The 21083-nt window shown below is 70.6% G+C and carries 17 protein-coding genes and 1 pseudogene; 2 read left to right on the plus strand and 16 right to left on the minus strand.

From position 1 onward, the window contains the following. Nucleotides 1-16 precede the first annotated feature (16 nt). From OTB20_RS33295 to OTB20_RS33355, 13 genes are all read right to left on the minus strand, one after another. Nucleotides 17-1438, minus strand: coding sequence for a hypothetical protein (locus OTB20_RS33295; RefSeq protein ID WP_267823325.1), 1422 nt, complete (start codon nucleotides 1436-1438; stop codon nucleotides 17-19). A gap of 768 nt (nucleotides 1439-2206) precedes the next feature. Continuing rightward, nucleotides 2207-2569 carry a hypothetical protein gene (locus OTB20_RS33300; protein WP_267823326.1) on the minus strand — a complete coding sequence of 121 codons (363 nt, stop codon included), beginning with the start codon at nucleotides 2567-2569 and terminating at the stop codon, nucleotides 2207-2209. A gap of 47 nt (nucleotides 2570-2616) precedes the next feature. After that, nucleotides 2617-4737, minus strand: a complete 2121-nt coding sequence (locus OTB20_RS33305; protein ID WP_267823327.1) for an ATP/GTP-binding protein — start codon at nucleotides 4735-4737, stop codon at nucleotides 2617-2619. After that, nucleotides 4734-5204: a hypothetical protein gene (locus tag OTB20_RS33310; protein ID WP_267823328.1), complete on the minus strand. Its 471-nt coding sequence runs from the start codon at nucleotides 5202-5204 to the stop codon at nucleotides 4734-4736. The genes OTB20_RS33305 and OTB20_RS33310 overlap by 4 nt, the downstream gene beginning before the upstream one ends. A gap of 171 nt (nucleotides 5205-5375) precedes the next feature. After that, nucleotides 5376-6461, minus strand: coding sequence for a C40 family peptidase (locus OTB20_RS33315; protein WP_267823357.1), 1086 nt, complete (start codon nucleotides 6459-6461; stop codon nucleotides 5376-5378). Between the two features lie 62 nt (nucleotides 6462-6523). Next, complete coding sequence (locus OTB20_RS33320) at nucleotides 6524-8806, minus strand: hypothetical protein (protein WP_267823329.1); 2283 nt, start codon at nucleotides 8804-8806, stop codon at nucleotides 6524-6526. Nucleotides 8807-8879: 73 nt separating this feature from the next. After that, a complete protein-coding gene (locus tag OTB20_RS33325) occupies nucleotides 8880-11351 on the minus strand; it encodes an ATP-binding protein (RefSeq protein ID WP_267823331.1) in 2472 nt (823 codons plus the stop codon). Beyond that, the gene (locus OTB20_RS33330; protein ID WP_267823333.1) at nucleotides 11351-11953 is read right to left on the minus strand and encodes a hypothetical protein; all 603 of its coding nucleotides are present in this window, start codon (nucleotides 11951-11953) and stop codon (nucleotides 11351-11353) included. Before OTB20_RS33330 ends, OTB20_RS33325 begins: the two co-directional genes overlap by 1 nt. Then, complete coding sequence (locus OTB20_RS33335; protein ID WP_267823334.1) at nucleotides 11950-12228, minus strand: hypothetical protein; 279 nt, start codon at nucleotides 12226-12228, stop codon at nucleotides 11950-11952. The genes OTB20_RS33330 and OTB20_RS33335 overlap by 4 nt, the downstream gene beginning before the upstream one ends. A 22-nt stretch (nucleotides 12229-12250) precedes the next feature. After that, the gene (locus tag OTB20_RS33340) at nucleotides 12251-13309 is read right to left on the minus strand and encodes a conjugal transfer protein (protein WP_267823336.1); all 1059 of its coding nucleotides are present in this window, start codon (nucleotides 13307-13309) and stop codon (nucleotides 12251-12253) included. Then, complete coding sequence (locus OTB20_RS33345) at nucleotides 13306-13572, minus strand: hypothetical protein (protein WP_267823338.1); 267 nt, start codon at nucleotides 13570-13572, stop codon at nucleotides 13306-13308. The genes OTB20_RS33340 and OTB20_RS33345 overlap by 4 nt, the downstream gene beginning before the upstream one ends. Before the next feature lie 43 nt (nucleotides 13573-13615). After that, complete coding sequence (locus OTB20_RS33350) at nucleotides 13616-14509, minus strand: hypothetical protein (protein ID WP_267823339.1); 894 nt, start codon at nucleotides 14507-14509, stop codon at nucleotides 13616-13618. A gap of 502 nt (nucleotides 14510-15011) precedes the next feature. Further along, entirely contained in the window at nucleotides 15012-16658 is a 1647-nt protein-coding gene (locus tag OTB20_RS33355; protein ID WP_267823341.1) for a DUF2637 domain-containing protein, read from the minus strand. A gap of 429 nt (nucleotides 16659-17087) precedes the next feature. On the opposite strand from OTB20_RS33355, the gene OTB20_RS33360 reads away from it, so the two are divergent. Then, entirely contained in the window at nucleotides 17088-18470 is a 1383-nt protein-coding gene (locus tag OTB20_RS33360; protein ID WP_267823343.1) for a replication-relaxation family protein, read from the plus strand. A 131-nt stretch (nucleotides 18471-18601) separates the two neighbouring features. Here the strand turns inward: OTB20_RS33360 and OTB20_RS33365 are convergent, their stop codons facing one another. The 3 genes from OTB20_RS33365 to OTB20_RS33375 all read right to left on the minus strand — a co-directional run bounded on the left by OTB20_RS33365 (nucleotide 18602) and on the right by OTB20_RS33375 (nucleotide 20780). Beyond that, complete coding sequence (locus tag OTB20_RS33365) at nucleotides 18602-20374, minus strand: hypothetical protein (protein WP_267823345.1); 1773 nt, start codon at nucleotides 20372-20374, stop codon at nucleotides 18602-18604. An 81-nt stretch (nucleotides 20375-20455) separates the two neighbouring features. Further along, on the minus strand, nucleotides 20456-20584 hold the full coding sequence (locus OTB20_RS33370) for a hypothetical protein (RefSeq protein WP_267823347.1): 129 nt from the start codon (nucleotides 20582-20584) through the stop codon (nucleotides 20456-20458). Further along, the gene (locus tag OTB20_RS33375; RefSeq protein ID WP_267823359.1) at nucleotides 20574-20780 is read right to left on the minus strand and encodes a hypothetical protein; all 207 of its coding nucleotides are present in this window, start codon (nucleotides 20778-20780) and stop codon (nucleotides 20574-20576) included. The genes OTB20_RS33370 and OTB20_RS33375 overlap by 11 nt, the downstream gene beginning before the upstream one ends. Between OTB20_RS33375 and OTB20_RS33380 the strand changes: the two are divergent. Further along, nucleotides 20779-21081: pseudogene (locus OTB20_RS33380) on the plus strand (tyrosine-type recombinase/integrase); the annotation flags it as partial. The gene OTB20_RS33375 and the pseudogene OTB20_RS33380 overlap by 2 nt on opposite strands. Between the last annotated feature and the right edge of the window lie 2 nt (nucleotides 21082-21083).

Consider the following 21083-nt stretch of genomic DNA (forward strand, 5'->3'; position numbering starts at 1 on the left):
GAGTCGCCGAAGGGACTTATCGCCAATGGGGCTGTTCTTCCTGCTCGGCCTGCCAGATTTCCAGGTCGGCCCGGAGAGCCGCACACGCACGTTCGGCGTTCAGCTGTTCCTTCATGTAAGCGAGCCACCGCTCGTCGCCGGAATGGGTTTGCCGGCTCTGGGGCACGGTGTGCCTCTTGGCCCGAGCCTCGTAGACCTCCCGGGGCGAGACCTGCCGCCCGTAGGTCTCGTGTGGCGGCAGAGCGCTCAGGAAGGCGTCCTCGGGTTCCCGCAGCCAGGCCGGCGGAGCGTACGGAGCCGGGAAGGGCCTCTTCTGTGAGACGGCTTCCCGGATCTCAGCCAGGCGCTGGCGCAGTTGGGGACCGACCTGCGCCTTGAAGCGGTCCATGATCGGCGCCCGGTATGCCGCCAGCCCGTTGAGGAAGTCGGTGTACTGCTGCCCGGTCTCGTCGACGAGCTCGTCGCGGACGGTGGGCGCTGCCGGGTCGCCCAGGTGGCCGAGGCGTTGCTGGCGGGCAAGTTCATGGCGGACATAGGCGGCAGGGTCGCGGAGATGTCCCGGGACGCCCCAGCTTTGGAGTTCGGCGCTGAGGCTCTGCCAGCTCCAGCGCTGGACGATGAGCGGGCGTAGAGCATGGGCGAGCCGGCGGGCGCAGGCCCGGTGCAGCCACCAGACCTCGGTTCGCAGCTGCTCGGCGATGGAGATCGCCTGGGCGCACTGCGCCGCGGTGAGGCGAGAGAGGTTCTGGCTGATGGGCTTGGGGGACTTCGAGGCGCACCCGCGCTCGCGGGTGTAGTTCTTACCCCCCACTACCTGCAGGTTGCTGTGGTCCTGTGGGACCACAGAAGAAGGGGTGCACCGCCTTCCACGCTTCGGCTTCGCCACGCTGCGCCGACGGACGTCCGTGATTGCCTGCGCCCGGCCGTGGTCGGTGACTCCGATGACGCGGGCGGTGTACCCGGTTCCGGCGATCCGACGGCCCATGGCCGCATCCCACATGGGCGGGGCCACGGCGGCGAAGAGCGTGGCAGTTCCGCGGTATCCGTGCTTAGCGGTCCACGCGGAGCCGTGCCGGGTGCGCATCGAGTTGGTTTTCGACCCGTGCTCGAGGTACGCGAGGAGCCCGAGCTCGCGGAGCACCTTGGCGTGTTTGAGGACCGCCCGCCTCCCCAGGGCGAGTTCACGCTGCGTCGCTTCGACGCTGAAGGGGAAGTGGCCGTGGTGGCTGCGCCGCATCCGGGCCGCGAACGCCTCGGCCAGGCGCACCGTGGTGGGTCCCGCGTCGCAGTGGTAGCCGGCGGAGACCATGAAGCGGACCGCGGCGAGGAAGTCGCGAGCGCGACGCAGGTGCCGGGACGCGGTCGTGGCGACCTCGTGCTCGCAAGCGTCATCGATCAGCTCGAACTGGATGCCTGCGGGCCCGGGGGTCGCGGACACGTTGAGGCACGCTGCCGGGTCGATATGGCGGCAGGCCGGGACGTCGTGCATCATTACCTTCGTTGCGTCCGCTCCGTTGCGCGCAGCACGAAGCGCCCCTTGGGGGTGTTTCGGGTTCTGGGAGAACCGAATGAATGTCCGGCCTTCAGGTCGGACACTTCGCCGGACCAGGGGGTCAAGCCCTGGAGATGGCGGTGGCAGATGGCCAGCTGGCCCGACGGCAAATCGGGCACGGTGGCCGGGGCAGCTGAGCGAGGCCTGGGGAGGTTCTCGCGGCCGGGCTGCCCCTCAGATGGGTTACGTCATCCAGCCCCGCTCACGGGGGATGGGTACGGTCCCGGATGCCGGAGGGCATGGGGAAGTCCACCAGGTGGCCGGAGTGGACACGGGCTCGGCCTGGCGGTGGTTGTTGTGTCCCGGGGGACGGTTGCGGGTACGCTGCACCGCAGCGAGACCTCGATTCGGCAAGCATCGGTCTCGCACTGTGCGAGGCCTTTTTGGTCGAAGTTTTCTCGCACCGGTTCAGCCCCAGTGGCGCGATTCAGGCCGGCCAGCCTGATGCCGTTGGGGTTTTCGCCGTTTACGAGGTGGCTGCCCTCCGCATCCGGGTGAACACGGAATCCAGCGCAGGCCCACCCTATGCCCCTCGCACCACTCTGGTGCAAACCCCTGCTCGCTCCCTCCACCGTGTCGGAAGAGCCTTGCTGACGGTGTGTCGCCCGCACGTCGGGACGCCAGCGGGAGCCGGATGCGCCAGTCGGTGAGACCTCAGAGCGCACGGTGGTGCTCCCGGGTGTCGGCCTGGACGGACCACCAGGGGAAGGGCCGGACCGGCCGGGGTTCGAGGAGGAGGTCGTCGATGGTTCCCTGCCCGTCGGTCTGGCGGCTCCAGGCTTCGAGGACGGAGCCGAGGATGGAGCGCGCGACCAGGCGGAACTCCTCGGGCGAGGGTGTCTGTTCGGCGAGGGTCGGCAGGTGGCGGGTGCGTGAGTGAACGGCGAGGAGTTCGGTGATTAGGGGGTTGAACGCCAGCATCGCGCTGACGCTGCCGCAGGCGTTTTCTGAAGCGGCGGGCGCGGGGATGTGCGTGGTGGCCGGGACGGCGATGCGGGCCAAGAGTCGACGTATCACAGCGGGTTCCCTCATTCAGGTCGGGCGGGCAGAGGCGGCAGGGCTGGCTAGAGGTTGCTGTGGTGCTTGAGGATCACCGCGTCCATGCCTTCGAGTTCGGCCAGGATTTCCTTGACGGGCCGGCGCTGGAGGTTGGTGTCGATCGTCTCGTCCAGGGCGGGGATGCCGTCGGGGTTGTTGTATTTGGCGAAGATCTCTTCGACGGGCAGTCCGCGGACCCTGAAGGGGCGGGTCGGCTTGCCGTTCAGGTTGATGGACATGAGGTAGTGGTATTTGGGGAGTTCGGTGATGGTCTCCGCCGTGACGTGCCCGTTCCACCGCTTGGCGATGAACGCCGCTTCGTCGTAGTCCGCGGCGCAGGTGGCCAGCAGGCTCTGGTTCTGCAGCAGTGACTGGCGGGTCATCGCGGACAGTCGCAGCGCCATCTGTGTCATGCCGATGAACCTGATCTCATATTTTCTGAGCTGTTCGGCGATCGCGGCGAGGAAGCCCTTGCTGCTGCTGTCCAGGGCGGTGAGCTCATCCCCCCAGGCCCAGAACGTGGCGCGCTCCTCGCGGGGGGTGTCCTGGCGGGCGAGGCCGTTGCGGTAGAGGTCGTGGATGAGGAGGCAGCTGACCAGGGCGTCGGACTCGCTGCCGGAGGGGCACACGAACACGATCCGGTTGGTGTCCATTGCGGTGCGAGTGTTGTACGCGGAGCGCGGGCTGCCGAAGAACGCCTGCAGCGACTGCGAGGTGTCGAGGCGGTCGATCGCGTACGTAACAGTGGGCACCGCCTCCGGTCCCAGCTTGGTGAACGTTTTCGTCCAGTAGGCCTGCACGCTGTCCGGGAGACGGGGGAGCAGCGCCTTGCGCCATTCCTCGTCGGTGAGCCAGGTCCGGATCTGGAAGAGGGTGCACTGTGCCTCGGGCTTGCCGTCATGGGCGGCTTGGAGGTTGAGGAGGGCGAGGGCTTGGGCGGTGCGGGCGAGGATCGTTTGGGCGCGCGGCGCGCCGTCGCCCCAGGCCTGGGCCGCGGCGATGCCTTCGGTGACCGAGCGGACCACGTCCTGGACGTCGCCGGTGGTTTTGCCTTCCATGGACAGCGGGTTCCAGGAGACGACCAGGTCGTCGTCGGTGACCTTGGCCAGGTTGATCTCCCACACCCGCGACTGGATGCTCCGGTGCGCCAGGTAAGGCTTCGCGCGGGCCCAGCCCTCGCCGTGCGGATCGAGGAACCAGGTGCCGTAGCCGGCGTGGGCGAGCGCGATGCACTGCACGAGGGCGGCCTCCGTCTTGCCGTGCCCGGACTTGCCCAGCGAGAGCCCGAACAGGAGGTCCTCGACCCGGGCCGCGCCGATCCGCTCCTGCCCGTCGGGGAAGATGACGGCGCCGAGCGGGACCAGGCCCGGCTGTCCGGTGTAGACGGGCAGCCTCGCGGGAGCCGGTGGGACGAGGCCGCCTGAGCGGACGACGTTGGAAGCGTGACACCGCTTCGTGGGGGGCTTGAGGAAACCGGCAAGCTCAGGGACGGTCAGCCACTGCCTGCGGTGCGGGCGGAACTCGCCCGTGGCGAAGCGGCGGTCGAACCCCGCGATCGCACGCCGGGTGCGGGGCTTGCGGGCCTTGAAGTAGTTCTCCCCGCTCGTGGTCGCGAACACGGCGAGCAGCTGGTGCATGCGGGCAAGGGCGGCCTGCGGATGCGCGGCTTCGGTACGCAGCAGCAGCTGCACCGCGAAGACCGCGCCCGCCGCGGGCTCGAACTTCCCGATCCCCTCGCGGACATCGCCGCCCCTGGTCGGCTGTCGGCTCGCGCCGGGGGTGGAGCCAAGAGTTTTGCCGCCGGACCAGGCGGCCATGAACGCCCCCCACGCAGCCGCGCCCGTACCGCCGGTGGAGGCCGGGCCGCGGGATTCGGCGAGGAGACGCCGGCGGCGCCGGGCCAGCTGGCGGTCCCGTACGGGAACCAGGTCCAGGACGATGTCGGCCCGCTCTCCGCTCTTCGCGTGTACGGCCGCGAGGGCGGCGGCCAGCTGCTGCAGCGGATCGGGGGACAGCCCGAGTGCGGCGAGTGCCTTGTGGTCGGACCGGCCCAGGACGAGCTCGGCCCGCTCCACATGCACCGGACGCTTCCCACGGCCGGATCCGCCGTTCGGCGCGGGCTTGGTGAGAGTGGTGGGGGCGCTCACTGGGCGCCTCCCTTGCGCTGGAGGGGAGCAGAGAAGCGGACGGGCTTGATCCCCTGACTGCGGCGGGTGACGCGGACTTCGACCTCGGCGAATCCCGGCATCGACAGGACCGCGCCGGCCTGGGCGGAGCCCTCGAGGAAGCAGCGCATCATGCCGTCCGGGTCGACCGAGTACCGCAGCCGGACGGCCGCGCCGCGTGACGGCGCCTGGGCGGCGTCCACGACGCGGCCCAGGTGGTGCGCCCACCTCGAGACCTCGCTGGCCTGCGGGTCGAAGGTGCTGGTCGGCACCAGCTCCACGCAGGTGCGGTGCGCGAGTGCTTCCCGTACGCGCAGTGCGCGCTGGAACGCCTTCCAGCCCCATACGGCACCGCCCACCAGCACGGCCGTAGCGAGGAACGGTGCCGACACCGCGATGGCGTGCACGCCGGTGAAGAACATTTCGGCGCCCGGCACGGCGGCCGTCATGCCGAACTCCGAGAAGTGATGCGGGTAGTGGTGCCACGTTTCACGGGGCCTCCTTGGTCGCTTCGGGAAAAGTCCCTTCACCCGGACCAAGTACGGCCAGAAGACCGGTTGTGACATCACCCCCCCAGTCGTTATCAGTTCGTGATTATCTTGCGGCATGAACCACCATGTTCACGTTGTAATCCGGCGGACTGCGAGCACGGTGATCGTGTCGAGAGCTACTACTTCGACGTTTCGGCCTGGCCTGGGCGCGTGCACCACCAGGCCGCTCCCGATCGCCATGGCCACGTGTTCCGGGACGGTCGCGCTGCCGCGGCTGAAGACGAGGTCACCGGGCGCGATCGCGTTCGCGGGTACCGGAGTGCCTTCGTTGACCTGGGTGTAGGTGGTCCGACTGAGCTCGATTCCCGCGATCCCGTACGCGCGCTGCATGAGCGAGGAGCAGTCGCAGCGCCCTGAAGCCGCGTTGCCGTGGGGGTTGGTGCAGCTGCCACCCCATTGGTAGGGCGTGCCGAGCTGGCCCAGTGCCCAGCGGATCGCGCTCTGAACCGGAACTGGTGCGGTGGAGGGGATCTGGTAGCCGGCGGGAATGGTGCCGGGCGGGATGGTGCCCCAGTCCGTATCCCCACCAGAACCGGGGCATGCGGTGCCAGCGGGACCCGCGACGACGGGCAGACCGGGCGGGGGCGGGGCTCCGAGCGTGGGCGCGATGGCCAGTTGAAGGGCTGTGGCCAGCGGTTCGTGCTTGGCGTACGCGTCGGGGAAGGCGGATGCCTGCACCTTCTGCGCGGCGACCGTCAACGGCATCAACTCCCAGTCCTTCAACGCGGTCAGCGCCTTGTAGAACTTCGTGGAGGCGTAGACAGGGTCGAGGATCTGCTCCCGGCTGCCCCACCCCTGCGAGGGGCGCTGCTGGAACAGGCCGAGGGAGTCGAGGTCCCCGTAGTCGAGGTTGCGCAGCCCCGACTCCTGGAGCGCGGTAGCCAGAGCGATGACCTGGCCGCGCGCCGGAAGGCGCATCTGGATCCCCGTGGCGACGACGGCCCGGGCCATGGGGATCTGCTCACCCGGCGACGACAGCCCGGCCACCTCTACGCTGCCCGCGCCGCCCCCGGCGAGGGCGGCGCGGACCTGCTGCACGATGCGTGCCGTGTCTGAGTCGAGCCCAGTGCCCGCGGAGCAGCTGCCCTGGGTGCGGGCCGCGGCCTGGGCCTCGGCGTCGGCGATGCCCGAGACGTGCGCGGCGATGGCCGCCATGAGTATCAGCGCGAAGGACACGCAGGCGCTCCCGCCGGCCAGCCACGCCTTCCTCTTCTTCGTCACGCCGGCCCCCGGCCCGGCGGCGGGGTACGGCGCACGTTGCGGTCCAGACGATGACGGAGCTGGCGCTGCCGGGGCGAGGCGGCAGCCTGAGTGGGGACAGGGTGACGCGGTGCGACTGCTGGCCGGGCAGCGGCGGCAGCGGCCGTTGGGGCGGGGTGCGGTCGGCGGGCGGGATGGGCCCCGGGCCGGTGGCTCGGGCGTGGCGGCGGTACGGAAGAGGGCGTGGCTCCCGGTGCAGGTGCCGGTGCGGTCGGTGGGTTGGGCGTAGGGACAGGAGTTGGGCGAGACGAGCGCGGCGCGGGCCCCGTGGACGGGCCTGTCCCTCCGGTGGGTCGGGGGCGGCCGGCGGGCCGTGCGGCTGGACGGGCGGGACCACTGCGGCCGCCGCGGCCGGGGGAGCCGAGGCGGGTTGCCAGGACGGAGGCGCCGACGGACTGGGGCATCGCGTAGGCCATGGCTGCCAGCGGATTTCCGCTGGCGAGGGAGACACCGACGAGGCCGGCGCGCACCAGCACGCGCGCCGTGCTCTGCGCGACGCGCGGTTGCTTGGTGATGGGAGTGGAGGAGGGCGGGGTGAAGACTGATCCGTGGGTTCCGCCGATGCGGTTGGTGGAGAGCTTGGTGCGCAGGTTCTGGGAGACCTGCTTGGAGCGGGCCATGATCTTGCGGCGCTTCATGACCGCGCCGATGCAGATGAGGTCCACGATCAGGAAACGCAGGGTCAGCTCCTTGCCCCAGTCGGTCTGCGTGGGGTCCAGGACGGCTTGGACGATGACGATGAAGGTGGCCAGGGCGATGACACTGGCGATCATCTGCCCCAGCGAGCGCAGGACGGAGGCGGCCCAGTCCCACAAGTACGCGCGGCCGGCGCCGGGAATGGTGCCCAGAACGAGGGCGGGCTCGGCGCGGATCGCGTCCCACGCGATCCGGCACTGGGCGACCAGGAAGCTGCCGGTGAGGCCGGAGATCAGCACGCTGACGATGAGGGCGGCGACCAGGAGGAAGAGAGCGCTGATGGCCTTGTCGAGCGAGGCCTTTTTCGCCGTGCCGATGTCGCCCTTGACGCACTCCTTCTCGAACTCCTGCATCGGTGGGTTGCCGAAGTGGTCTACGGCCCACCGCTGAACGATGGGTGTCGTCCAGTCGGTAAGGGCGGCGCCGGTGGGGTCGATGTATGACCGCAGGTGGTTGTACTTCTTCAGCTTGGCGGTCTGCTCGGTTATCGCCCGGTCGTAAGCGAGCTGAGAGAGTTTGGTCTGGCTGTACTTGGTGGCGCACTCGCCTTCGAAGACGCGGCCGTACTGGATGAGCATCGCCGGCTTGACGATGAAAGCGTCGGTGAGGGAGTCGGTGAGCGGCCGGGCGAGGGACTCGCTGTCCGCCTCGTCCCCGTCCTTCCTCGGCGCGGGCAGTGCGGTGGGGCTGGCGTCGAGGATGATGCGGGCGACTTCCAGGGACAGCCCGCGAGCCACGGAGACGGCCCCGTCCTCGGAACCCAGCAACACCTGCGGTGGCGAGGCCAGGAGCGTGGTGGTGAGGGCGGCGATCAGCAGGGACAGCGCGGCGTCCCCCCACCCTTTGGCCCGGTCCCCGAAGAAGATCCGCGCCACGCAGACGAGTGCGCACACCGCCATGGCCAGGCTGGGCAGACCCATTTCCAGGATGACGCGGGTGTGCAGGGAGTTCGCGACGGACAGCGCCGGGGTCAGCAGCAATTTGGCCAGGGCGAAGGACAGGGCCCGGGCGATGAGCCAGCAGCAGAACGCGATGACCCACTTCGTGATCATGAAGCAGAGCTCGGCGATCAGGTTGTAGATCCCCAGGTCCCAGTCGGTCAGGCCTCCGGTGTCCGAGCGCACCGTATACGCGGAGATCGGCATGCCGCCCCGGTCGGTGACGTTGAAGACACTCAGGACGCCGCCCTCGTCGGGCAGGAGCAGGCGGATCCGTTCCTGCTCCGCCTGCATGAACGCTTCCTGCATGGCCTTCGAGACGTGCTTGTTGAACTCGTCGAGGAGGTCCTGGATCTGCTGGAGTTCTTCGGGGGTGGGGGTCTGCTGCTGGAGGCCTCCGCTTGGGGGGAGCGGGCTCAGCGGCAGGGAGGGCGGCGTCGTGGCCGTGGCCGTGGGGTCGGGGGTGGGGCTGGGCGCGGCGTGGGCGGGCAGTGAGGTCAACAGAGTGAAGGCGGTGGCCACGAAGGCCGCCACGAGCAGGGCCAGGCGCAGCCGGGCGGTACCGAGCAGGTGGAGGCGGGAGCGCCAAATTCTGACGCTGTTCATGCCGCCATCCCGTGGGCGCCGGGGGTGGTGTGGATGACCTGCCGAATCTCGTCGTCCATGGGGATGAGCACTTTCATGAGTCCGATCCGGCCGGGCAGGTCGCGGTGGAGGCACTCGCCCGCCCTGGCCGCCTTCTCCTCGTCGCGCAGGTGCAGGGGGAGAGCCGGGTGGTGACGAGGTCCAGGAGGTTGGCATCGGTGGGGTCGACGCCCAGGAACTCAAGTGCCCGTGCCGCGAGGGACGGAGCGGTCTGGCGGAACACGAACCGGAGCGGGATCAGACCACGGATGATGGCCCCCTTCTCCGAGTCCGCCGGCCCGAAGTCGTCCGCGTCATGAGAGCCCAGGTAGGCGGCGGCGTTGCGCTTGCGGCCGTCACGCAGCAGCTCCAGCAGCAGCTCCAGGCCCTCGTCGGAGGAGGTGAGCCACCAGCATTCGTCGAAGACGGTGACACAGAACTCGGCCGTACTGGCCATCGCCGTCTCGCGGGCAACCGCGGCGATCAGATACATCACCGCGCGCCCGAGCACCTTTTCGAACTCCAGGCGCTCGATGCGGTGATCGCTGGTCAGTTCGGACTTCTTGGGCAGGGCGAGCGCGTTCACCGCGAAGACCACACTGTCGGCGCCGGCAGTGTCGACGACGGGCAGGCTGTCGTCGAACACGACCCTCGAGAGGTCCTTGCGGGCTACGGCGGCCAGCTTGCGGGCCAGCGTCCGGGCCGCCGGGTCCGCGGCCCCGCGCGCCTCGAGCTCGGTGACAAGAGCCCGCATCGACGGGGCGGGCCGGTCCAGGACGGCCTCGACTGCCTCGGAGAGCGCGACACCTTCGAGTTCCATCGGACGGATCCCGAGCAGGAGGGTCAGGAACGATTCGGTGTACCGGGCGGCGGTTTTGACGCTGTGTCGGTGGAAGAGGCGCAGTGGGTCGAGGGAGACCGCAGCCGAGTGGTCGATGCGGACGACCTGGGTGGTGCCGGGGCAGGCGTCCGCGAAGCGGACCCACTCCTCATCCCTGGTCCGGTCCACGATCACGGCCCGGCCCCGCGACCCGGGCCGCCCGGTCCGGTGCCCGCGGGCCAGGACCTCGTACGTCGCATCCTTGAGGACGATGGACTTGCCCGCCCCGAGTTCACCGACCGCCGCCAGGGACCCGGAAGCGTTCTCGCGGGGGCCTCGGGTGGCGTCGAAGAGAACAGGCCGTGCGCCGCCGGAGGCGATCTGCAGGCCGAGAAGACCGCCGCGCTCGTCGCCGAGCGCGCTGCCGCACCAAGGCATCGCCATGGCAAAGTCCCGCGCGAGAAGGGTCTGCGCGTACCCGAGCATGACGCGGGGGGTGCGGCAGCCGGGCAGCATCGCGTGCCACAACTCGCACTGCTTGCCCACCGGGCTGCGGAAGGTGTAGTCCCCCACCCCGAAGTCGGAGGCCAGCGAAGCTGCGCGGGCCTGCGCCTCGGCGGGGGTGTCTCCCCAGACGGCAAGGGTGACCATGGCGCTCACCTCCACCTCGCGGGCGTTGGCGGTGATCCGCTCACGGAACTCGTCGTTGTCCTCCACGTTCTTCTCGATGGCCGTCGGCGGGCCGGCGGGATCGCCTTCGTACTCGGCAGCCTGCGCCTTCAAGTGCCGGGCCCGGCGGCGCGTCTTCGCTTCGGCTTTCGCACCGGGGGTGATGACCAGGCGGGCGGTCCAGTCCACCGGATAGGCGAGGTCGTCGAGCTGCTGCAGGTACGCCGCCCCCGGCAGAGCGAACGCTTCGGGCATCTCGGAGAGCGCCAGCAGCGTCTGGTAGGAATCACCCCACTCGCTGGAGACCTGCACAAACCGCCGCTTGAACGGATTGGCCGGCAGAACCCGCGCGGGTCCGCCGGTCAGGTCGGCGCCGCCCTCGGCGAGCAGGACGTCGCCGAGCGCTGCGACGGTACGGCCGCGACCGCGCATCGCCGGTTCCGTGCCGTCGGGCAGGAAGGGCTCGGCCAGCCCGCGACGGGCGGAGTGCCCGTAGATCCACAGGATCTCCGCCTCGCTCGCCGGCCGCATCGACACCCCGCCGGGCCACTGCGCCTGCAGGCGCTGCGCCTGCTCGACGCGCAGCCGGACCTCGTTGGTGGAGATCGGAGCGGGCAGCAGGCCAAGCTGTAGGGCGAGTTCCGCACCGGCGGCGGAGAACGCGTCCTTCACCGCACCCGTACGCGACAGCGCCGGGAGGGGGACGGCGAGCCAGTCGGTGCGCCCGGTCAACTCCATCGCCTCGAGCTGGTCCAGGACCGTGTGGCCGAGGGCTTCGTAGCGCGGGGAGGCGGGCAGGTCGACGTCGGCGACCATGGCGCGTACTACGGCGGCCGGATCGACCTGCGGGCAGAGCGACATCAGCATCGGCTCGCCGGCCAGCGCCTTGAACAGTGCTTCAAGGGACTGGAGGCGGCGCTTCTTCGCGACGGACGGGGCATGGGAGTAGTTCGCGGCGGCCACCCGCCACACCGCCCACACGGTGCCGTGGGTGGTGAAGATCAAATTCTGTTCCACGTGGCGGATGGGCAGACGCATCAGTACTCCGTAGGGGATGAGGGCTGGGCTGCACGGCGGGCGAGGAGAGCCTGGACACCAGAGGCCACCGTCGGCCCGGGCGGAGGCAGCACAGCACCGGGCCTGAAGCCGGCTGCGGTGGTCCCAGTCGCTGCCTCGGGGGCGACCGTCCTCACGTGCGCGCTCAGTTCGGCTTCGGTGCCGCCGGGGAGGGTGAGCGTGCAGCCGGTGCGGCGGGCGGGGGCCGGCCGGTAGGACTGGCCGCGGAGCCGGCCTCGTCGGGGCGCGGCCAGCATCACGAGAACGCTGGCCGCGGCTGCGGCGGGGTTGCGGCCGTCGACCTGAAGACGGCGCAGCGCGAAGGAGACACCGAAGGGCAGGGCGATCAGAGCGACGATGTCGCCGACGCCGTGCCCGCCCCACAGGGGCCGGGTGATGACGAGCAGGCCGACGGTGGCGATGATCGCGGTGAGCTGAGTCATCGTGTACGGGCCGCCCGGCAGGCGCAGCCCGCGCCCGCCCCGTACATCGCGGATGACGCCGTAGACCAGCGGGGAGCGACGGGCCTTGGTGTAACAGCGGCCGATCAGCTCGGGGTCGGCGTTGCCGCTGGCCCCGCTCACTGGTCGCCCGAGACCGTGGTGCCGTTGTAGGTGGTGATGTCCTCGGTGACCTTGCCCTGCAGGGTGCCCATGCTCGCGGACAGCCCCCACACCACAGCGCCCAGGATGCAGGCCACGATCGTCGGCCCGGGCGCCTTGGTCTTCCACCCGACCACGACCACGAACAGGCCGCACAGGCAGGGGATGAGGACGATGAAGATCAGCTTCTTGATGTCGACGCCCATGCCCCAGCCGGTGCTGATCCAGCCGGCGGCGAGAGTGACGGTGTCATTCATGACGAAAACCTCTTTCACGAGTTCAGGAGGAGGGAGCGACGGAGGGCGGAGCAGAACGGGCGGGGGCGGCGTCCAGGGAGGCGATCTCCCAGCGCCCCGCCCGTGCGGTGAGGCTCAGTGCGTAGGAGAGCGGGACCCGGATGCCGTCGTGGCCGGTACCCCGCAGTTCGACCAGGACCCGAAGCCGGGTTCCATCACCCGGCACCGCGGTGACCGCGGCCTCGCCCGCCTCGCCCTCGACCGCGATCTGGTCGACGGCCAGACCCGTGTACGGGGTCGGGACAATCGGGGTCAGGCGGGTGCCGGGGGAGAGGTAGCGGTCCAGCGGCCCGGCCTGGGTGAGATAGGCGCGCAGGAACTCGGTGGCCGCGAGCGTGCGCGGATCACTCGGCAGCGCCGGGTGCGACGGCCCGTACACCAGCTTCGGAGCCTCAATGCGCGTTGGCGCCCCGACTTCCGCCGGCAGACCCAGCGCGATGTACCCCGTCGCACCCGCCTCGGCAGGCGCGGTGGCGATGGGGATCTGGAAGTAGTGGACAACCTCAGCCGACGCTGCGCGCGCCTCCGCCTTCACATCGCGACGGGCCGCGTCGGGCGACGGAGTCGGCGCCGGGTTGGCTTCGCTGATCCGGGCGGCCACGGTCACCGACCACACGTCACGCTCGCTCTGGCGCAGCCGTACGACGGTCAGCTGCTCGCCATGGCGCCGGCCGGACTGCCCTTCGAGTCGTAGTTGGGCGGCGGCCGGGTAGTACGCGGCGAGCTTGCCCCCGTCCCCGTCCCCGGCGCGCAGGAACGCGTCGAGGTAGAGCGTGGCGAACCCGGCGGCCCCTTGCGAGCCCGCGGAGGTACCCGTGCTGGCAGCCGACTTCGGCTGTGCGGCCGGGGCGGGGGCCGCTGCCGAGACGTAGGCGACCGTGGCGATGACGGGGCCGCAGAACAGCAGGATCCAGGCCGTCCAGCGAATCAAGGTGGAGGCGTTGGCCTGGGCACCGGTCGACCAGCCACCCGCGTAGTCGGCTTCCGGCTCTCCGACGTCGGTTCGGGCGTGATCCGGCTCTCGGCGGGTCAGCAATTTCATGCCGCACCCCGCGCGTTCAGGCGGTGGCCGGCAAGCTCGTCGATCCGGGCCCGCAGCTCCGCCTCTGGCCGCTGCCGCAGTACCCGGAGCGAGTCCAGAACGGACGCGGCCTCCTCGGCCAGGAAGACGCGGAGCTTGTCGTGGGTGACGGTGTCGAACGGCTGATGGACGAGAGCGGCGCCGAGACCGATCAGCAGCCGCTGCGCACGGGTGACCTTCTCCTCGTCGGCGTCCAGCAAGGCCTTCGTCGTAGTGGCGGGCACAGGTTCCTCCTGGGTGATCGGGTACGGGGCTTGTCCGCGGGGTTCAGGCCGCGGGCTGCAGTGAGGACTTGAGGGCGGCCACGGCGCGCGACCGCCGACGGCGCCAGGCGACGACGGAGGTTCCGGCGTACGCGGCGGCCTTCGCGTCGGAGACCGAACCGGCGGCGTAGTACGAGGTGATGAGGCGACCGTCGCCGGGCGAGAGGCCACCGGACTCCATCGCCTCCAGCACGAGACCGAGGACCTCCAGACGGGAACGACTCGGCTCTCCTTCGAGCAGAGCCCCGGCAGACTCGAGGCCCGCGGCGGTCGCGGCGGCCCGCACAGCCCGGGCTCCGGCAATTTCGGCCGGTCCGGGCAGAGGGTCGGGGAGGTCTTCGGCGACGGCGAGGTCTTCGCCGAGCTCCTCACGTTCGGCGGCAAGCTGGGCCAGAAAGTGACGCAGCGTTTCCAGGGCGAGATTGGCGGCGGGGCGCCCGGGCCGGGTGTGGATGCGTCCGGAGCACGCGACCTCGTAGAGCGCGGCCACCGCTGTGTGGCCGACGTAGTCGAAGGACCGGCCGCCGAAGGGGCGGACTTGGCCGCGCGCCATCCGGACGGCGGCGGGGATCATCGCCTGCACAATGATCCGTCCAGCCAGAGTGGCCGATCGGTCACGGCCTGCCGCCCGACGCAGCAGGGCTCGCAGCACGGCATCGGCCAACGCATCGGTCAGCCGGTCACCGTGGGCGCGAAGTACGGTGAGCAACCGGGAGGGGCCGAGGGCGCGTACCGAGGAATCGGTCACGGCCGCGATGCCGGCGGCCAGCTGATCGGTCACTAGCCAGTCGGTCACGGTGGCCTGGACGGCGGTGTCGGCGCACAGCGCTGCCCATTCGGTGTCCAGCTGGTCAAAGATCCCGCCGGTGGTTCGGGCGGGGTGCAGTACGTCGGGCACGGCACGTCTCCTTTCGGATCTCGTGCCGTGAACTCTCCTCACCGAGGCATACCCAAAGGCTTACCCAAAAGGCCAAAACCGCAGGCAGGGGGCTTACCCGTTCAACGGGTAAGCCCCCTGCGGTCGATTGGGTAAGCCTCTTGGGGGGTTGGGTAAGCCTCGTGGGGCCCGGTTGGGTAAGCCCTTCCAAGGGGTGGGTAAGCCTGGCTGCGATGCTGGATCACGTGACCGATCCCGGAGGTGACCGACGGGCGGTCATCGGGCATGACCGGTGACCGATGAGGACCGGACCGGCCATCGGCCACCGGTCGCTGGGATCGGTCACACCACGGCCGGTCATCGGTCATCGCGTCGGTCATCGGTCATCCAGCGATCGGTCACGGACTCAAGGGTTGACCGTGACGGTGACCAATGGCCGACTACTGGGTGACCGGTGACCGATGCGATGACCGGTCACCGACGAGTGCGGCATGGCTGTCGGTCACGTGCGCGACGTCGACCGTCAACTGCTGACCGACCGGAGATGTGCGCGGCCCTGTTGCCGGCGCTGGTCCTCGAGGTACTGGCTTGCGGCACTCACGCGCCGCTGTCCGGTCTTCGGGGACAGCCCGAGCCGGCGGGCGACCTCCGCACCGGCGAGCTTCTGCCCGGCTTCCTCGGCCTCGGCCAACCAGCCCGCAACGGTCACGATCTGTAGCTGAACAGGGTCTAGATCCGGCTCGCTGGTCTGCTGATCGGGCAGCCTCGCGGCCACCCCTCCACCATCAGTGACCGATGCTTCCCACACAGCTGGCTCGCTCAGGTGCGCCTCGGTCGTCCTCGCCGACGAGACATCAAGTGCGCTCCGCCGTCCGACTTCCCCGCTGGCGCCCTCGGGCGCCGAGGCGGCTGTCGGCGCCAGCTCGGTTGGGTCCAGCTCAGCCTCCATCGGTTGCACCACGGTGGTCTGCACAGCGGGCGGCCCGAAGAACGGGTGGGGCTTCACGACGGCCTGGTGTTCAACGACGACCGGGGCATGGAGCCGGTCATCGGCCGTGGGCTCGACCGGATCGGCCGGTTCGGGCTCGATCAGTTGCTCCTGCGTCGGGTACTCCTCGTACAGCTGCCGCTCATCGCCCGGGAACGCGCCGTTGGCAGTGATGAACGCGCGGTACGCCTCGAAGGAACCTCCCGGCAGCAACTGGCGCTCCATCCCGTAGGGGGCGTAGTCGTCCTCGTGGACCAGCTGAGGTGTGTCAGCCGCCGCGAGGGAACCGCTGTTCTGTCCCGGCCGGCCCACCGGTTCCGCGGCGACTGGATCCGGGACAGTGGCACCCTCGGCAAGGGCGGCCTGGGGCCCGGACTGCAACTGCGGCTGAGGGAGAGCCGTCTGTTCAGCGGGCGTGGCCTCACCCACCAATAGGGCTGGAGGTGGGGTCGTCTGGGCGAAGGCAGGAGGAGCCGTGACGCCCGTAGCCGCAGGCAGGAGCAGGGGCTCGATGCCGGCTGCCGCGAGGCCTTCGGGGGCCGTCTGGGAGAGGGGGACGCCGATGCGGGCCAGACGCAGCGGCATCATGGCGCCGACGGGGGCCTTGCGGCGCCAGCCGCGGCCGTAGCGGGCCTGGAGGCGGGCCTGGTAGATCAGGCGGTCCTGCTCCATGCCGACGGCCTGCTCGTAGGAGCGCAGCTCCCACAGCTTCATCCGGCGCCACAGCTTGAAGGTGGGGACCGGGGACAGGAGCCACCGCGTGATGCGGACGCCCTCCATGTGCCGGTCGGCGGTGATGTCCGCGATCCGGCCCACCGCGTGCCGGGCGGCCTCCACGGTGACCACGAACAGGATCGGGATCACCGCGTGCATGCCGACCCCGAGCGGGTCGGGCCAGGCCGCCGCGCCGTTGAACGCGATCGTCGCCGCCGTCAGCAGCCACGCCGTCTGGCGCAGCAGCGGGAACGGGATCCGGATCCACGTCAGCAGCAGGTCCAGCGCCAGCAGGACACAGATGCCCATGTCGATGCCGATGGGGAAGAAGAGCGAGAAGTTGCCGAAGCCCTTCTGCAACGCGAGGGTACGCACGGCGGCGTACGAACCGGCGAATCCGATCCCGGCGATGATGACGGCTCCGGCGACCACGACACCGATCAATATCCGGTGCGTACGAGTCAGCATCGGTATCGTCCTCTTCCCCGCAGTCACTTCCGTGTCCACCCCTCCCCGACCAGGCCCTTCCTGAACAGGCCTCACACTCTCATGGGCTGCGGGAGGGCTGGGAGTCTCTCGGCACTCCGAGGGGGAGATCGCCGAGTACGCGTGAGCGCATTGCCTGCACGTCCGGGGTGCCGGCTGAGTAAGCCAAAGGGGGCTCCTGCGGAAGCCACTTTGATTCCTCCTTCGAATCCTCCTTGGGGTACTGATAGGGGAAGAGGAAGGAAAACCGCTGGTCACGCCCCGAATCGGCACGATTCCAGCATCGTCACAACCCTCTTCTCTCCCCGTAGTGTTTGTAGGAGAGGAGATCATCGGGTTCCAGGGGGCGGCAGGCAGGGCGAGGCCGGCGGTCGACCGACGGCTGGTCGGGCAGGCGAAGGAGCAGAGTTGATGGCGGGGAAGCGCAAGACCAATCCAGCGGGGTCGTCGAACGACTTGCGCGGTGATGTGCTGCGGGTGCTCGGGGTGCTGAAGGTGGCCACGGCCGATCAGATCCAGCGGATTGGTGCGCCGCACCTGTCCTACCGGCACACCGACAAGCCGACTCCGTCCGAGCGGAAGGCCGCGCGCACCGCTTCCCACACCGGCGCGCTCTCCGACATGCGCAAGCACGGCGTCACGGAGAACGGGGGCACCGCCCGGACGGGGGAAGCGCTGCGCAACCTGACCACCAAGGGACTCGAGGCCGCCGCGTACGAGCTGCGACGCCCGCTGACGGACATGGGCTCCACGGCCCGCGGCGCCGGCTCCAGCGGCGCCACCCATCCCATGACGGTCAACGAGACCGTCATCGCGATGCTGCGCCCAAAGCCGGACCTGGCCCGACTCATCGAGGAGCCGGCCGAAGCCCGGGCAGCCGCCCAGGCCGCCGTCGACGCACCCGCCGGGATCGGCACCCTCCGCTCGTACTGGACCGAGGTCCCGCTGCCCGCCATCGGTACCTGGAAGGCCCCGGGCAAGGGCGGCGCACAGGCCGACATCGTGCTCACCGCCCCGCAGGACCACGTGCCGTTGCTGTTCATCGAGGCCGACAACTGCCACGAGACGGCGGAGGAGCTCGCAGACAAGCTGGAGAAGTACGCCCGGTTCTTCAGGAAGAAGGCGAAGGACAGCGAAGGTCACGAGCTCCCGATGTGGCGTACCCGCTGGACGGGTGGAGAAGCCACGTACGGCGATGTGCCGCACCCGCCGGTGCTACTGGTGTTCAACCCGATCGGGGAACGCAATCCGGACCGCACCGTCCCGCGCCTGGCCGAGCTCACCCGCCATCTGTGGGCGGGGGAGCGGCAGCGCGGCGGCCATCACCACTACGAGGGGAAGATCCCGGTAGTCACAGTCACCCTGCCGAACCTCAGCCAGCACGGTCCGGCCGGCGCGGTGTTCCACCGTTTCGGCCGCGACCACATGCAGCCTCTAGTGGAGGCGATCGGCAATCCACGCCGCGAGGCCGCCGATGCCCGCGAACGGGAGGAAGACAGGGTCCAGCGCGAGGACTACCAGAAGCAGCGACGGCGCGCGGCGGAGCAGAAGGAAGCCGAACGGGAGGCCCGCCGTCCCGTCTGCGCCGCATGCGGGGCGAAGTTCACCGACGAACGGTGGAAAGCAGCCGAGGCGCACCCGAACGCGACCCCGCGGTGGCACCCGACGCTGTGCCAGCCGTGCGCGCAGCAGGCTGTTACAGCCGATCAGCAGGCCGAGCGTGAGCGCCAGGAGCAGGCCCAGGTGCCAGTACAGAAGGCCGACAGCTGGCGCTCCCGCTTCCGCCCCGGGTAAGCCCCCTGATGCCTGGGTAAGCCTCCCGCCAACGGCGCGGGTAAGCCCAAGGCAACCCTGGGTAAGCCCCTGTTGCCGGTGGCGGGACGCCTCCCACGTTGCCAGACAGCGTCTGCCATGCGCCGCTCCGATCACGCGGCCAGCGCCACGGCCCGGGCCGGGTGATCGACGAACACCAGGGGAACTCGCCGGAGAGGCGCGGCCGCTACCGGTTCCACCACTGAGGCCGGGGACGGTGCGTGCTCGGCGGCCATCGTCCACGGGTCCACCGGTCCGGCCGTCCAGACCTCGGCGGCCACCGCATCCACCTGGTCCCACAGGGCGGCCCGCCCGTCCGTCCCCGGCGCCGCCAGGGCACCGGCCCGCATGAAACCGGCGAGGGTCCGCAGGACGGCGGTACGGAACTCCCGCGCCCGCTCAGCCCGCTGGTCCGGGGTCAGGGCGTCCAGGTGGCCGCCCAAGATGGCCAGCAGGGAGCGGCGCCAGGTGCCCAGGCGGCGGGCGGCACGGGTCGCCAGAAGCTCCAGGCCGTCCAGGCCCGGGAGCAGCGCGGCCAGCATCCGCTCCACCGCCCGCGCCGGGCCCGCGACATCGACCTGGCGCCACAGCTCGGCACCACAGTGCGTACCGTCGGCCAGCAGCCGGCGCGGCGTGGAGGTCTGCAGGCCGAACAAGGCGGCCAGCTCCAGCACCACGGCGCGGTGGTCCCGCGCTCGGTGCGCCCGGGCGGCCGGGAACGTGATGCGGGCCAGGCCGCGGCCGCCTACCACGTGGTGGCGGGAGACCTCGGCCCGCACGGCCGGGCGGCGGACCGACACCTGGGCGGCGTCGCGCGCGGCATGCTCCGCGAACTCCTCGGCAACGTCGTCCAGGACCACGTCCAGGACCACGTCCTGGTCCCCGGCGGCGGGGACGTGCGGGGCTGGCGCGAACGCCGTACGGCACGTGCCGCACCGGGCGGCCAGCTCCCACGTGTTCGGGCAGGACCCGCATCCGTACATCTGCTCCGTCACCAGCTGCTCCTCGGTGGCGTCGGCGGCCGCGCTCTCCTCGGCCAGCTCCTGCTGGTGGGCGGCCTCGGCGCGGGCCTGGATGGCGACGGCCTCGGCGTGCCGGACGGCGGCCTGGCGTTCGTACTCCGCCCACTGGGCGCGGGCCGCTGCGGTACGGCGGGCGGCCTCGAGGCCATCGGGGAGGCAGGGGAGCAGATGCGCCGTCTTCCCGTGCGCCAGGGCCCGGTTCACGCGGACGGCGTGCGCCCGCCATTCCTCCGGGGTGACCAGCGGGGTGGCGGCGGCCAGGATGCGGCGCACTGCGGTGACCCCGTCGGATGTGGCAGTCACCAGGCCGTCGGCCTCGGCCAGGAAGCCGCCGCCGGCCAGGGAGGTGACCAGCTCGGCGGAGATGCGGCGGCCGCCCGGCGTGCGCCGGTAGGCGCCAGCCCCGTCCGAGTGGATGGGCTGCCGGGCGGCGTACTGGACGGCCTCCAGGTGTCGCTCCGTCCAGCCCAGGGCCTGCGCCGTCGCCTCGGTCAGCTCCCGCTCACGGTCGGCGGCCATCTCTGCTTCGACCTCGGCGCGGATGGCCGCCGCCTCGGCCTCGGCGGCCAGCTCGGCGCGGACCTCGGCCAGCACGCGGGCGGCGCCCGCCTCCAGCTCGGCCACGGTGGGGCGGGTGGCACGGTCGTCCTGGTCGGCGCGGACGATGCGACGAATCTCCGCGTGGACGCGGGCCGTGTCCCAGTCGTACCAGCCGGCGCCCCCGAGGCGCTCACCCCCCAGGCCGTAGACGACCCATGCGCCGCGCTCCCTCGCCACGTTGTAGACCTCACCGCGGGTGATGGCTTCGATCATCTCCGTCTGACGCTGCTTGATGGTGATGCGGCGGGCGGTGGTGCTGCTCATGTCGTTGTCCTTTGAGTCGAGCCGGTACAAGGGCCGGGCCCGGCCGGTGGAGTCAGCAGGGCCCGTGGCGGGTGGTGGTGGTCAGGCGGAGCGGCGGTCCAGCTCCACGCCGTAACGGTGGGTGCGGATGGCGGCGACCATCTCGGCGTACGCCGCGGTGGTGATGACGTGCTCACCGCCGAACACCCGCCGCACCACGTTAGGTCCCACCGATGTCGCGGGCGTCATAGGCGACGTCCGCGCACACGACGCGGGTGACGCGCTCCCCGGGGCGCTCGGGGTCCTCCACCCGATCAGACATCTGGACCCAGTAGGCCTGTTCGTCGGACGGGAGCGGGCGGGGCTGGCCGTGCGCGCCGAGGAGTCGTACGGGGCCGTCAACGTTGTGGGCGCACGCGGGGATCACGGGGTCAAGGCCCCCCACCAACCTCACCCGCCGCTTCCGCCGTCTCCTCCACGGCGCGGAACTCCGGACGATCCGCTTCCACGACCTCCGGCACTCGACCGCCACCCTGCTCCTTGAGCAAGATGTCGATCTCGTCGTCATCAAGGAACTCCTCGGCCACGCCCACATCGGCGTCACCGCTGGCGTCTACGCTCACCTACGCCTCCGACTCCAGCGCCAGGCCATCGACAGCCTCGGCACTGCCCTCGCTCCAACCGACGCCCCTGACGACCCACCCGCCGCAGCCGTCGTCGTCCGCTGACG

This window comes from Streptomyces sp. H27-H1 (assembly GCF_026627445.1).
Classification (GTDB): domain Bacteria; phylum Actinomycetota; class Actinomycetes; order Streptomycetales; family Streptomycetaceae; genus Streptomyces.

What these genes read in the sequence shown, in the direction of transcription:
- OTB20_RS33310 (WP_267823328.1), bottom strand. Translation starts at nt 5,204, where the DNA reads ATGACGGCCGCCGTGCCGGGCGCCGAAATGTTCTTCACCGGCGTGCAC.
- OTB20_RS33315 (WP_267823357.1), bottom strand. Translation starts at nt 6,461, where the DNA reads ATGGCGGCCATCGCCGCGCACGTCTCGGGCATCGCCGACGCCGAGGCC.
- OTB20_RS33320 (WP_267823329.1), bottom strand. Translation starts at nt 8,806, where the DNA reads ATGAACAGCGTCAGAATTTGGCGCTCCCGCCTCCACCTGCTCGGTACC.
- OTB20_RS33325 (WP_267823331.1), bottom strand. Translation starts at nt 11,351, where the DNA reads ATGCGTCTGCCCATCCGCCACGTGGAACAGAATTTGATCTTCACCACC.
- OTB20_RS33335 (WP_267823334.1), bottom strand. Translation starts at nt 12,228, where the DNA reads ATGAATGACACCGTCACTCTCGCCGCCGGCTGGATCAGCACCGGCTGG.
- OTB20_RS33340 (WP_267823336.1), bottom strand. Translation starts at nt 13,309, where the DNA reads ATGAAATTGCTGACCCGCCGAGAGCCGGATCACGCCCGAACCGACGTC.
- OTB20_RS33355 (WP_267823341.1), bottom strand. Translation starts at nt 16,658, where the DNA reads ATGCTGACTCGTACGCACCGGATATTGATCGGTGTCGTGGTCGCCGGA.
- OTB20_RS33360 (WP_267823343.1), top strand. Translation starts at nt 17,088, where the DNA reads ATGGCGGGGAAGCGCAAGACCAATCCAGCGGGGTCGTCGAACGACTTG.
- OTB20_RS33365 (WP_267823345.1), bottom strand. Translation starts at nt 20,374, where the DNA reads ATGAGCAGCACCACCGCCCGCCGCATCACCATCAAGCAGCGTCAGACG.